The sequence below is a fragment of the Streptomyces sp. NPDC007025 genome, assembly GCF_042869455.1.
GTDB lineage: Bacteria > Actinomycetota > Actinomycetes > Streptomycetales > Streptomycetaceae > Streptomyces.
On record NZ_JBIAFT010000011.1, the window covers coordinates 1 to 12,343 of the forward strand.

The 12,343-nt window shown below is 73.1% G+C and carries 12 protein-coding genes; 7 read left to right on the forward strand and 5 right to left on the reverse strand.

The features are described from left to right. Nucleotides 1-215 precede the first annotated feature (215 nt). The gene (locus tag ACFYMO_RS21535) at nucleotides 216-695 is read right to left on the reverse strand and encodes a hypothetical protein (protein WP_366772053.1); all 480 of its coding nucleotides are present in this window, start codon (nucleotides 693-695) and stop codon (nucleotides 216-218) included. A 282-nt stretch (nucleotides 696-977) separates the two neighbouring features. Between ACFYMO_RS21535 and ACFYMO_RS21540 the strand changes: the two genes are divergently transcribed. After that, nucleotides 978-1,337: a metalloregulator ArsR/SmtB family transcription factor gene (locus tag ACFYMO_RS21540; protein WP_366772054.1), complete on the forward strand. Its 360-nt coding sequence runs from the start codon at nucleotides 978-980 to the stop codon at nucleotides 1,335-1,337. Beyond that, complete coding sequence (gene mgtA / locus ACFYMO_RS21545) at nucleotides 1,321-4,017, forward strand: magnesium-translocating P-type ATPase (RefSeq protein WP_388548182.1); 2,697 nt, start codon at nucleotides 1,321-1,323, stop codon at nucleotides 4,015-4,017. Before ACFYMO_RS21540 ends, mgtA begins: the two co-directional genes overlap by 17 nt. A gap of 40 nt (nucleotides 4,018-4,057) precedes the next feature. On the opposite strand, the gene ACFYMO_RS21550 is transcribed toward mgtA, so the two are convergent. Then, entirely contained in the window at nucleotides 4,058-4,462 is a 405-nt protein-coding gene (locus ACFYMO_RS21550) for a hypothetical protein (protein WP_388548185.1), read from the reverse strand. Between the two features lie 168 nt (nucleotides 4,463-4,630). Further along, complete coding sequence (locus ACFYMO_RS21555; RefSeq protein WP_366772057.1) at nucleotides 4,631-6,148, reverse strand: LCP family protein; 1,518 nt, start codon at nucleotides 6,146-6,148, stop codon at nucleotides 4,631-4,633. A 109-nt stretch (nucleotides 6,149-6,257) separates the two neighbouring features. Here ACFYMO_RS21555 and tatA point away from each other — a divergent pair, with 109 nt between their 5' ends. Then, on the forward strand, nucleotides 6,258-6,467 hold the full coding sequence (gene tatA, locus ACFYMO_RS21560; protein ID WP_366772058.1) for a Sec-independent protein translocase subunit TatA: 210 nt from the start codon (nucleotides 6,258-6,260) through the stop codon (nucleotides 6,465-6,467). Nucleotides 6,468-6,587: 120 nt separating this feature from the next. On the opposite strand, the gene ACFYMO_RS21565 is transcribed toward tatA, so the two are convergent. Then, nucleotides 6,588-7,103, reverse strand: a complete 516-nt coding sequence (locus ACFYMO_RS21565) for a hypothetical protein (RefSeq protein WP_388548188.1) — start codon at nucleotides 7,101-7,103, stop codon at nucleotides 6,588-6,590. A 131-nt stretch (nucleotides 7,104-7,234) separates the two neighbouring features. Here ACFYMO_RS21565 and ACFYMO_RS21570 point away from each other — a divergent pair, with 131 nt between their 5' ends. Further along, complete coding sequence (locus ACFYMO_RS21570; protein WP_388548191.1) at nucleotides 7,235-8,053, forward strand: IS5 family transposase; 819 nt, start codon at nucleotides 7,235-7,237, stop codon at nucleotides 8,051-8,053. A gap of 549 nt (nucleotides 8,054-8,602) precedes the next feature. Here ACFYMO_RS21570 and ACFYMO_RS21575 read toward each other — a convergent pair. Beyond that, nucleotides 8,603-9,058, reverse strand: coding sequence for a MarR family transcriptional regulator (locus ACFYMO_RS21575; RefSeq protein WP_360690035.1), 456 nt, complete (start codon nucleotides 9,056-9,058; stop codon nucleotides 8,603-8,605). Nucleotides 9,059-9,237: 179 nt separating this feature from the next. Here ACFYMO_RS21575 and ACFYMO_RS21580 point away from each other — a divergent pair, with 179 nt between their 5' ends. The 3 genes from ACFYMO_RS21580 to ACFYMO_RS21590 all read left to right on the forward strand — a co-directional run bounded on the left by ACFYMO_RS21580 (nucleotide 9,238) and on the right by ACFYMO_RS21590 (nucleotide 12,314). Continuing rightward, complete coding sequence (locus tag ACFYMO_RS21580) at nucleotides 9,238-10,689, forward strand: MFS transporter (RefSeq protein ID WP_366772060.1); 1,452 nt, start codon at nucleotides 9,238-9,240, stop codon at nucleotides 10,687-10,689. Nucleotides 10,690-10,849: 160 nt separating this feature from the next. Continuing rightward, nucleotides 10,850-11,509: a class I SAM-dependent methyltransferase gene (locus ACFYMO_RS21585; RefSeq protein ID WP_366772062.1), complete on the forward strand. Its 660-nt coding sequence runs from the start codon at nucleotides 10,850-10,852 to the stop codon at nucleotides 11,507-11,509. Nucleotides 11,510-11,618: 109 nt separating this feature from the next. Then, a complete protein-coding gene (locus tag ACFYMO_RS21590) occupies nucleotides 11,619-12,314 on the forward strand; it encodes a TetR/AcrR family transcriptional regulator (RefSeq protein ID WP_366772064.1) in 696 nt (231 codons plus the stop codon). Nucleotides 12,315-12,343: the final 29 nt, after the last annotated feature.

Here is a 12,343-nt window from a genome sequence, read left to right on the forward strand (position 1 = left end):
CACCGACCCCGTCGCCAACATCGTCGCCGCCTGCAACTACGCCGCCGACCGCTACGGCAGCATGGACAACGTCGACTCCGCCTACTGACACACCCCGCAACACACCACACCGCTGAACCGCCAGGGAGCGGGTGGGAGGAACACACCTCCCACCCGCTCCCCGCACGTGCGGAGCGGCCGGGCCGGTGGTCGTTCTCCGGCCGGGCGCGGGGAGCTCAGGTGTGGATCGCCAGCTTGAACTGCGCGTGCACCAGGTCCCGGGACCGGGAGTCGTTGTGGGCGACGCGGATGGCCAGTGGGACGTCCGGGTGCACGAAGAGCTCATGGTGCTTGGTGAAGCACTGCATGCCGGGGGAGGGGCGCCGATGGTCGGTGGCCGTGGTGTCCACCGGGTCGTCGGTGAGGCCGAGCGGGTCGCGTACCACCTGGTCGCGCAGTTCGCTGTAGTCGCCGGGCTCCCACTGGATCATGACGGTGACGACGCCCCATCCGTCGACGGCGGGCCAGATCAGTCCGGATCGGTCGTCGGCGCGCCAGTCGGAGACGTCGTAGCCGTCCGGTTGCCGTACCTGGTGCATGCCCTCGGCGTCGTAGGACTCGCCTCCGCCGAACGGGAAGCGCACCACGTGGTAGTCCCCGTCGGAAGCGACTCTCTGGTTCTCGTTCATGATCAGCGAGCACACGGGTATGGGCATCGGCTCTTTCCCTTCAGGCTCCTGGGGTCCGCCGACGGCCGAGTGCGGCCCCGGCGTCCAGACAAGGATGCGCCGTCACCGTGCGCGTGATGACGGTTTCACCGTGTCGCCGTCGAACCGTTGCAGACCGCCTGCGGCTCCTGTCGCCGACTGCCTGCGGCTGCCGCCGCGTGCCGCCCGGCCGCCACGGCATCGCTGCCGCCCGCACGCGCTCTACACTGAGATGCTCCGCGGGTCCGGGCTGCCCGGATCGGGGGACACGGCATGAACGGGAGGAGAGCGGTGGCACCGGAGGCAGACGGTGGGCAGGACCCCTCCGCCGAGTTGCTGACGCAGGCCGCCACCGCCTTCGGCCTGTTGGCTTCGCCGTCCCGGGTGCACATCGTCTGGGCGCTGTCCCAGGGCGAGTGCGATGTCTCGCACCTCGCCGAACGGGTGGGCGGGACGCTGCCGGCCGTCAGCCAGCACCTGGCCAAGCTGAAGCTGGCCGGGCTGGTGCGTTCCCGGCGGGAAGGGCGGCGGCAGGTGTATCTGGTCGACGACCCGGCCGTCGTCACCGTGGTGCACGAGATGGTCCGGCAGTTGGCCGTCGGCCGGGGTACGCCGGTGGCCGGACTGCGGTCGGATGAGTTCGGTGCCTGAGTCCCCGGGACCCGGCCCCCGCACGGAGGGGGCGGCCCTTCCGCAAACGGGTGCCGGCACCGCACTCGCGGCACAGGCTCCGCTCACGGCGCTGCGGCACTTGGAGACCGGCCCGCGCGGACTGACCGAGGGGGAAGCCGAGGAACGCCTGGCGCGGCACGGGGAGAACACGCCGCCTGCCTGGCACACCCCCTCCCTGGCGCGGCGCCTCGTCCAACGGGTCCGTGAACCTTTCACCGCCGTTCTGCTGCTGCTGGGGCTGGTCTCGGCCGCGATCGGTTCCGTGGGGACCGCGTTGGTGATCCTGGCCCTGGTGACGGTCAGTTGCGTCCTGTGTGCCGTAGGGGAACTGCGGGCCGACCGCTCGGTCGCCGGGCTGCGCGCGCTGGTTGCCGGCACCGTCACCGTGCTGCGCCGCCGCGACACGTACGCCGCCCGCCCGGACGAAAGGGAGCTGCCGGTCGCCGACCTGGTGCCCGGGGACGTCATCCGGCTCGGGCCCGGCGATCTCGTGCCCGCGGACGTGCTGCTGCTGAGCTCCACCGGCCTGGTCGTCGGGCAGGCGCAGCTGACCGGGGAGTCGGGTCCGCTCGGCAAGTGCCAGGCGTCCGCCGGAAGCGGCGGGACCAGCACGGGAGATCCTGGCTCCGCACCCCCGTCCGGGGAACCGGACACCGGCACCCTTTTCGGCGAGCCGCATCTGTGCTTCCAGGGCAGTACCGTGCTCTCGGGAGGAGGGCGCGCTGTGGTGCTCGCCACCGGCGCGGAGACCGGGCTGGCCGCCGGGCACCAGCACACCCGTCCGCGGCAGAGCGCTTTCGACCGGGCGCTGCACGGCACCGCCTGGATCCTGGTCCGGTTCATGCTGCTGACACCCCCGGTCGTGCTGGCTGCGGACGCGGCCGTCAGCGGCCGGGGCGTGGCGATTCTGCCGTTCGCCATAGCGGTCGCCGTCAGCCTCACTCCCGAGATGCTTCCGGTCGTGGTCAGCGCGGTACTCGCCCGCGGCGCGGCCTCGCTCGCCCGGGAGCGCGAGGTGATCGTCCGGCGGCTGCCCGCACTGCACGACCTGGGCGCCATGGACGTGCTGTGCCTCGACAAGACCGGCACCCTCACCCAGGACCGTCCGGTCCTCGACCGTGCGGTGGATACGGCCGGTGCGCCGGACGCGGCGGTGCTGCGCTGGGCGGCCCGCAACTCGCTGTGGACGCTCCAGCTCGCCGAGACCCCGGTGGCCGACGCCTTGGACGACGCACTCCTGCACGCCGCCACCGAGCGCTATGGCCTTCCCTGCCTGGAGGAGGAGTACGAGGGAGTGGCGGTGCTGCCGTTCGACCCGGTCCGCCGGCTGTCGACCGCCGTGCTCCGTGCGTCCGGCCGTCCGGGAACGCACATCCTCGTCGTCAAGGGCGCGGTCGAGGCCGTACTGGAGCGGTGTGTGCTGGCGGAGCCCGAACGCGAGGAACTGCGCAGGTCGGCGGCGCGCTACGCCGCCGACGGCCTGCGGCTGCTGGCCGTGGCCACCGCCGAGCGCCCCTCCCGGGCAGGCCCGCATGCGTACAGTTCCGCGGACGAACACGGGCTCTCCTTCCGCGGGCTGGTCGCCCTGCGCGATGCCCTCGCCCCCGCTGCCCCCGAGGTGCTGCGGGGCCTGCGGGACCAAGGTGTCGGCGTCAGGATCCTCACCGGCGACCACCCCGGCACGGCGGCCCGCGTCTGCCGCGAACTCGGCCTGGAGCCCGGTGCGGAGGGCGTGCTGACGGCCGACCGCATCGACGGGCTGGGGGACCGTGCGCTCGCCGAGGCGGTCGGGCGCGTCACCGTCTTCGCCCGGTGCACTCCGCGGCACAAGGCCCGGGTGGTCGCCGCCCTGCGCGCGGCCGGGCACACCACCGGCTTTCTCGGCGACGGGGTGAACGACCTCGCTGCGCTGCGCTCCGCCGATGTGGGACTGTGCCCGCGCGATGCCGTGCCCACCGTCCGGGAGAGTGCCGACGTGGTGCTGGGCGAGCCGTCGTTCGCCGCGGTGGAGCCGGCCGTCACCGCGGGGCGGCACAGCAGCGTCACCCTCACCTCATACCTGCGGGTGGCGCTCTCCTCCAATCTCGGCAACGCCGTGGCGATGCTCGCCGCGGCCCTGCTGTTCCCGTTCGTCCCCATGCTTCCCGCGCAGGTCCTCGCCCAGAACCTGTTCTTCGACGCCGCGCAGCTCGCCTTCGCCTTCGACCGCCGGGAGCCAGCCGAACTGCGCCGGCCCGCCGCGCTGCGCCCCGGAGAGCTCCTCCGGTTCATCACCGGCTTCGGTCTGCTGAACGCGGCGGCCGACCTGGCCACCTTCGGGGTGCTGGCCTGGACCGTGGCGGAGGCGGCGACCGAAGCGGGCCAGGGGCTCTTCCACGCCGGGTGGTTCACCGAGAACCTGCTGACCCAGGCGATGGTGATGGTGCTGCTGCGCAGCGGCCGCGGTATCGGGCGGCGGCGACCGGCCGGTCCCGTGCAACTGGCCGCCGCCGTCCTCGCGGTCGTCGGTATCGTGCTGCCGCTCACCCCGCTGGGGCCTGCGCTGGGCATGGTCACCGCACTGACCGCCGCGTCGTACGCGCTGCTCGCCCTGGTCCTCGCGCTGTACGGAGCCGCGCTGGTCGCCGCCCGGCGGCGGGGCGGCCGCGCTGCCGGCTAGCGCGTCGGCGCCTCCCGGGAATTCGGCGCCGCCGGACGGTTCAGGCCGTGTCGCCGTCGGCCTCCTCCGGCCGGATGCGCTGCCCCCGCTTCGGTCGGTGCCAGGGGAGTCCGAGGCGGCGGAGCACCAGCGCCAGTCCGCCTGTTCCGTAGAGCGTGAACAGCGCGCCCTCTTCGAGCAGTTCCCGCTGTTCCTGTGCTCGCAGGTTCTCGGCCTCCTCGAATGTCCTGCTGCCCGTCGGACGCAGCCCGTCCTGGGTGTGGCAGGTCTGCCCGGGACGCAGCCGCGTCTGCGGGAGTTCCTCGCCGTGCTCGTCCAGGACCGTGCCCGCGCATCTCGGGGCCTGCGAGGTCGGAAGGGTTCCGGCCAGCTGGAACAGGCCCCAGCAGACCGGTGCGAGGAAGAGCACCAGCAGCCACCGTGCGACCTTCGTGGTGCCGTCCACCGGTCGTCCTGGTCTCGGCTCACGGAACAGCATGCGACCGCAGCCTAGTTCCCCGCGGCCGCCGGAGTCCCGCCCCGGCCCGCGGAGTTTCCCGGCCGGGAGCGACTCGCCCGGCCGCGCCGGGCCCCGGTGCCGGTTCCCCGGCGCGGATCCGCCGGCCGGGGCGGTTCAGCCGTAGGAGAGGTCGGAGCAGAGGTCGTCGGCGGCCGAGCGGCCGGTCTCCTCCGCTTCGCCCCGCCCGGACCCGGGGTCCGGGTCCGGGGTGCCGGACGAGGACGGGGGCCGGTAGTCGGCGCCGAGCGTCACGCGCAGCCCGGGCAGATCACCGGCCTCCAGGCGGGCACCGGGAAGGAGCCGGGCGAGCTGCGCGGCGTCCGACCGGGCGCCGGGGCCGTAGGTGAGCACCGTGGTCGTGCGGTCGCGCTCCACCGCGTTGCCGACGCCGGTCACGGTGAAGTGGTGGGCGCGCAGCTCCGCCGAGGCGGCGGCCGCCAGCCCGTGGGTGGTGGTGCCGTTGCGGACGGAGACGCTGATACCGGTACCGGAGACCGGCGTCCGGGGTGCCGGGGCCGACGGACTCCGTGTGCCGGGCCCGTGGGACGCTTCGGGACCGCCGCTCCCCTCCCGGGGCCGGTCGGCCCTCAGGTCGGCCCACAGCCTTTCGGCCTGGGGGTGGCGGACGGCGACGCGGTTGCCCTGGTAGCGCCAGGGGATGGTGACGAACTCGGTGTTCTCCAGGTCGATGTCCTTGAGGGACATCGCGAAGTCCACCATTTTCTTGGCCGTCCCCAGGCCCTCGTCCACGGTCAGGGACTCGGTGGCGGCGTCGGCGAGCGGGAGCAGCGTCGTGGGAGCGAACCCCTTCTCCTTGATCTTCTTGATCAGTGAGCCGACGAACGCCTGCTGGCGTTTGATCCGGCCGATGTCGGAGCCATCGCCTATCCCGTGCCGGATGCGGACGTAGTCCAGGGCCCGCTGCCCGGACACGGTCTGCTCGCCGGCCCGGAAGACGCGTGCGCCGCGGGAGCCCCGGTTGGGGTTCAGATCGCCTTGGTAGAGGTCTTCGGGCACGCACACCGGCACTCCGCCGACCGCCTCGGTCATCGCGGAGAACCCCTGGAAGTCGATGACGACGGTGTGGTCCACGCGCAGCCCGGTCAGCTTCTCGACCGTGTTCTGGGTGCAGGCAGGGTTGCCCTCGCGGCTGCCTCCGACGGAGAACGCCGCGTTGAACATGGTGTTGTGCCGGGCCGCTGTCCAGGTGCCGTCGGACAGCTTGCACGGGGGGATCTCCACCAGCGTGTCCCGGGGGAAGGAGACGGCCACCGCGTGCGCGCTGTCCCGGAAGATGTGCAGCAGGAACGCGGTGTCGGAGCGCCCCGTGTCGTCCTTGCGGCCCCCGCCCAGCCGGTCGTTCCCGCCGGTGCGCGCGTCCGAGCCGATCACCAGGACGTTCTGGCCGCCGGCGCCGGCGGCCGGGCGGTCCCTGCTCAGCCCGTCCGAACCGAACGTGGAGATGTTGCTGTTCAACCGCAGGAGGAACCATCCGGTTCCGGCGGCGGCCAGCACCAGCAGCGAGAGCGTCAGCAGCCCTGCCGTCCGGGCCCTGCCGGCGGTGCGCCGCCGGCGTCGGTTCCTCCGGCCTTCGTTGTGGTGCGGGGACTTCTCCGGGTGGCGGTCCGACATGCGCGCTCCTCGTCCGTGCGGCGTTCTGTGACAGCGAAGACGGCCGCACCGCTTTCAGGGTTGTACAGTTGCGCAATGTAGCAAGTGGTGAAGGATGGAGGCGGGGCGGATGTTTCTGCGCAACGGTCTGGAGCCGTGGCACCTGGTGGTCGTCGCACTCGTGGCGATGCTCGTCTTCGGTTCCAAACGGCTGCCGGACGCCGCGCGTTCACTCGGCACGTCCCTGCGGATCCTCAAGAGCGAGGCGCGGGCCCTCAGGCAGGAGTCCGCGCCGTACCCGCCGCGCGGGCCCGGGGACTCCGAACCTCCGGCCGCATAGCGCCGGTCCGGACGTGTCCCCGGAGCTCCCGGGGGGCCTGGCCGCTGCGGGGAGCCGCCGCGGGCGGTCGTGAGGCGACCCCCGTCCGGTGCGGAGGGACGCGCCGTCGGGGCCGGTGCGTCAGGAGCGCGCGGGGCCCGTGTGCCGCCCGGCGCGGGTGCGGCGCCGGTAATAGTGCACGGTCACCGCTGCCAGCAGCGGCCCCCAGGCGATCATCGGCACGTAGCACAGGTCGAGAAGCCACTTTCCCCAGCGCGCGATGTCCATCTCCGCGTGCGCGGTCGTCCAGAGGAGCAGTACGCCGTAGACGCTGCAGGCCATGGCGCCGAACGCCGCGGGCCCGACTTCGGCCCACACCGGCACCGGCCGGCCGCCGAGGAAGGGCAGCCACCGGGGCCACACCTCTCCCCAGGACCGCACCAGCCCGAGGGTCAGCCAGGCGAGCCCTTCCTGGAGCAGTGACAGCAACGGCAGGCCGAGCAGGCCCCACCCCGGCACCAGCATCGAGTCGTACTCGGCCTGCCCGAGCCCCAGCGGCACGCCCAGCACGACGGCCACTCGCCACAGGCCGGACGGGAGCGCGACCCACACCACGGCGGCCGCGGCGCGGCGCGCCCACGCCGGGACACCCGGCACCGTGCCGGCCGGGCCGCCCGCGCGCGGGTTCCGCGCGTGCGCCGTGCGGGAAGCGGTAAGGAGTCCTTGCAGAATGATCTTCGTGTGGCACGGTGGGAGGGGTAGGTGATCTCGTTCCTCTGGGGGTGGGGATGGCCCGGCCGAAGCCGTGGGAGGTCAGTGACGAGTTGTGGGCAGTGATCGAGCCGCTCCTGCCCAGGCACGAACGCCGCTTCCGGTACCCGGGCCGCAAGCGGATCGATGACCGCAGGACGCTGCAGGGCATCCTGTTCGTGCTCTACACCGGGATCCAGTGGGAGTTCCTGCCGCAGGAGCTGGGGTTCGGTTCGGGGCCCACGTGCTGGCGGCGGCTGGCCGAGTGGCAGCAGACCGGTGTGTGGGACGAGCTTCAGCGGGTGCTGCTGGACCGGCTGCGGGCGGCGGACCGCCTGGACTTCTCCCGTGCCACCGTCGACACGTCTCATGTGCAGGCCAAGCGGGGGCGAAGCCGCCCAAAAGTCGGCCCGAGCCCGGTTGACCGCGCACGGCCGGGCTCGAAACACCACGTGCTGACCGAGGGGAACGGTATCCCGCTGCGGGTGTCGTTGACCGGCGCCCACCGCAACGATGTCACCCAGCTCCTTCCGCTGGTCGACGGCCTGCCACCGGTGCGGGGCAAGCGGGGCCGGCCCCGCCGCAAGCCCCGCGCGCTGTACGCCGACCGCGGGTACGACCACGACATCTACCGCCGACGGCTCCGCGAGCGGAACATCACTCCGAAGATCGCCCGCCGTGGGCAGCCGCACGGATCGGGGCTGGGACGGGTCCGATGGGTCGCCGAATCCGCGATCGCCCATCTCCACGGCCCGCGTCGCTTACGCGTGCGCTGGGAGTCCCGGGACGACATACACGAGGCGTTCCTCCAACTCGCTCAGTGCATGACCCTCGCACGCAGACTCCCAGCATTCTGAAAGCACTCCGTAAGGGGACGTTCAGTGGACATCGCGATCCTCCTGGATCCGGCTGCCCGGGTTCCTGGACGGGCTCCGGGTCGACCCCGCCGATGCTTCCGGGTCTCCCGCCCCCCGGAGTCCGGCCGCAGGACGAACTCCCGTCCGTTCCGCAGCCGTACGGGCCCTCCCGTCGATCAGACCGCGGACGGACGGCCGGTACGGCCAGGGACGGATGCCGGCGCGCTCCCGCCCGCTGACATGCGCTCCTGCGGGCCTCCGCGCCGGCGGAACCCGTCCGGCCGGGTCAGCCGGCGCGGTCCGGCCGCGGAGGCGTCGCCGCGCCGCCGTCCTGTGTCGTGCGCGGGAGGGCTCCCCGGGTGAGCGGGGCAGCAGCCGGGCTTTCGCTTCCGGGCGGCTTCCGGCCCTCCGGTTCCACCGCGGTTCTGCTCCTGGCTCAACCGCGGTGCACGGCGCTGCGCGTGGTCCCTGGTTCGGGCGGGCGGGGTGCCGCACGGCACGGTTCCGCCGGGTGCTCCGGGCGGAGGGGCCGGCGTCGGCCCGGCCGCGCTACGGCCGGGGCCAGGGGCGGCCGTCCAGGCGTTCGATGTCGGTGTTGAAGCGTTTGAGGTAGGCGGCGAAGGCGGCGATGTCCTCGTCGTCCCAGTCGGCCATGATCCGCTCCAGGCTGCGCACGGTGCCCTCGCGCTCCTCGTCCAGCCGCTGCTCGCCCTCGGCGGTGGTGCGGAACTTGCGGGCCATGCCGCCGTCCGGGTCGGGGATCCGCTCCAGGAGTCCGGCGCGCACGGCGGCGGCCGTCTGCCGGTTGAGGGTGGAGGCGTCGAGGCCGAAGGCGTCGCAGAGTTGGCCGATGGACATCGGCCCCTGCATCCGGATCCGGCTGAGCAGGATGTAGGCGCTGCGGTCGAGTGTGCTGTCCTTGCGCCGCCCCTTGGACTTGTGCAGGTGGAGATAGCGGCTGAGCAGCATCTGCTCGTACTCCACCTGGCGCGTGGCCTCGTCCATGTGTCTCCTTCGGGGGCCGCGCGCCGGGCGGCCGAGCGTGCCTCCAGTGGTCCTGTGTATCACGCAGGGTGCATGGCACCTGAGATATGGCCTATACACATCATATGTATGATGCACATTCGATCCGTGCGCCACCGCTCCGTACCGGTGGAACCCCGAACCCGCAGAGGAGTCCCGTCATGGACGGTCCCCAGCCGACCTCCCGCACTGGCGGCGTCGTCGCCACGCTCGCGCTGGCCGGCACCGTTGCCGCGGTCATGCAGACCCTGGTGACCCCGCTCATCGCCGAACTGCCGCGGATCCTGCACACCACGCCCGGCGACGCGGCCTGGGTGATCACCGTCACGCTGCTGGTCGCGGGCGTGTGCGTGCCGGTCTCCGGCCGCCTCGGCGACCTCATCGGCAAGCGCCGGATGCTGCTGATCTGCGCCGTTCCGCTCGTGGTCGGCTCGGTGGTGTGCGCCCTCTCCTCCTCCGTTGTCCCGATGATCGTCGGCCGGGGACTCCAGGGCATGGGCATGGGCATGGTGCCGCTGGGGATCGCGCTGCTGCGCGACGTGGTGCCGGCCGAGAAACTCAGCGGTTCCATCGCCCTGGTCAGCGCCTCCATGGGGATCGGCGGCGCCATCGGGCTGCCGGTCGCCGCGGCAGTGGCCGAGTACGCCGACTGGCGGGCCCTGTTCTGGGGCTCGGCCGCGCTCGCGCTGCTGATCGGCACACTGATCTGGTTCCTCGTCCCGGACGTCCCGGCCGGTGCCAAGGGACAGCGCTTCGACGCACCCGGCGCACTCGGTCTCGCCGTCGGCCTGGTGTGCCTGCTCCTGGCGATCTCCAAGGGCGCGGACTGGGGCTGGAGTTCGGGGACCACGCTGGGTCTGTTCATCGTCGCCGCAGCGGCACTCGCCGCCTGGGGGGTCTGGGAGCTGCGCACCCGGGATCCACTGATCGACCTGCGCACCACCGCCCGGCCACGGGTGCTGCTCACCAACGTCGCGTCGGTCCTGGTCGGCGTCGGCATGTACGCCTTCATGCTGATCGCGCCCCAGCTCCTGCAGTTCCCCGAGATCACCGGGTACGGCCTGGGGCAGTCGATGCTGGCCACCGGATTGTGGATGGCCCCGGGCGGCGTGATGATGATGATCGTCTCGCCGCTCGGCGGGAAGCTCATCAACGCGCGCGGTCCGAAGCCCGCCCTCGTCTGCGGGGCCCTGGTGATCTCTGCCGGGTACGGGCTGTCCCTGGCGCTGATGGGCTCCGCCTGGGGGCTGATGGTCGTCGGCATCGTGATCAACAGCGGGGTCGGCCTCGCCTACGGTGCCATGCCAGCCCTCATCATGAGTTCGGTGCCGCTCTCCGAGACGGCCGCCGCCAACGGATTCAACACGCTGATGCGTTCGCTCGGCACCACCATCGGCTCGGCCGTGATCGGTGTGGTGCTCGCGCAGTTGACCATCACCATGGGCGGCCACCAGCTCGCCTCGGAGACCGGATTCCGTACCGGTCTGCTGATCGGCTGCGGAGTGGCCCTCGTCGCCGCCGTGGTCGCCGCCGTCATCCCGGCGGTGCGGACGGCCGGGGCCGCTGACGAAGGCGAGCAGAGCCCGAAGGGCCAGGTGCCGGCGCCGGCCTGAGCCGGAGGCGCGGTGCGCCTTCCCGCACGGGGGCGCACCGCAGCCGTCCGTACCCGGCACCGGCACCGGCTCCGGTCCGGTCCGCTGCGGCATCCGGCCCCGGTCCCGCGGACGGGCGGTCTCCGGGCCCACCCGCCCGGCGGGGTGGTGGACTTGCCCCATGACGACCCCGCCGTACCGGGTCCTGGCCGCACTGGACCGCTTCAACGCGGCGCACCCCTGGGACCACAACGCGCACTACCACCGCTGGATCCTGCGCCGAATCCCCCGGCGCTTCGACCGCGCCCTGGACGTCGGTTCCGGCAGCGGCGACCTGGCCAGGCTGCTGGCGACGCGAGCCAGGGAGGTGCACGCCGTCGACGCCGACCCGGTGCTCACCGCCCGGGCAGCGGCGGCGACCCCCGCGGCGGCTCCGGTGGCCTTCACGGTCGCGGACGCACCCGCCGGGCTCCCCGCCGGACCGTATGACGTCCTCACCTGTGTCGCGGTCCTCCACCACCTGCCGCTCGGCGAGGCACTCCGCGCATTCCGCCGCCGACTGGTGCCCGGGGGCACGCTGGTGGTCGTCGGCTGCGCCCGGGCGCGGAGCGTCGGCGACCACGCACTCGGCGCAGCCGCGGTTCCGCTGAACGCCGCCGTGGGCTGGTGCCGCAACCGGGGGCGCACGGCGCCGCCTCCGCTCTCGATGACCGCCGCGACCCGCCCGCCGGAGCAGGACTTCGCCGAGATCGCCCGGGAGGCCCGCCGCATCCTGCCCGGCGTGCACCTGCGCCGTCGCCTCTTCTGGCGCTACACCCTCCTCTGGCGCGCGGAGTCGTGAGTGCGCCGCCACCAGGTGGTCGGCTCCGCGCCGCGCGGCGACCTGTCCGCGGTGACGGAGCGGGCGTGGCGAACTTGTTCGTGGCGAACATGTTCGTTATGGTGCGGGAGTGACCGCACAGCACTCCGCCGCACCCCGTAGCCGCCGGGAGCGGCCCGCCAAGCCCGCTCTCAGCAGAGAGGGCATCGTCGCCACCGCCGTCGCGCTGATGCGCGCCGAAGGCCTGCAGCGGGTGACGATGCGACGGCTGGCGCGGGAGCTCGACACCGGGCCCGCCTCGCTCTACGTCTATGTGCACAACACCGCCGCACTGCACGCGGCCGTGCTGGACGGGCTGCTGGCCGAGGTCGACCTCGATCCCGCCGTGCCCGGCGGCGACTGGCAGGAGCGCGCCGTGGCCGTCCTGGGCTCCTGCACGCGCGTCCTCTTCGCGCATCCGCAGCTGGCCCGCGCCGCCCTCGCCGTCCAGCCGTCCGGGCCGCACTACCTCGCCCTGCTGGAGACGCTGCTGAGGCTGCTCCACGAGGGCGGCGTCCCCGACGACCGGGCGGCCTGGGGAGTCGATCTCCTGCTGCAGACCGCCACCGCCACAGCCGCGGAGCACGCCACCCGGGACGAGGCCGAGAGAGCCGGAGCAGCCGCATGGCCGCAGGCGGCCGGTACCGCACTGGCCGACATCCCGGCCGCCACCCATCCGCGGCTCGCCGCTCTCGGCGCCGAGCTGTTCACCGGCACTCCCGAGGAGCGGCTCGGATGGGCCTTCCGCGTGCTTCTGGACGGCATCCGCCACACTCCCCGTGCCTGACTCCGGCCGGGGCCCAGTTCTCACCACCC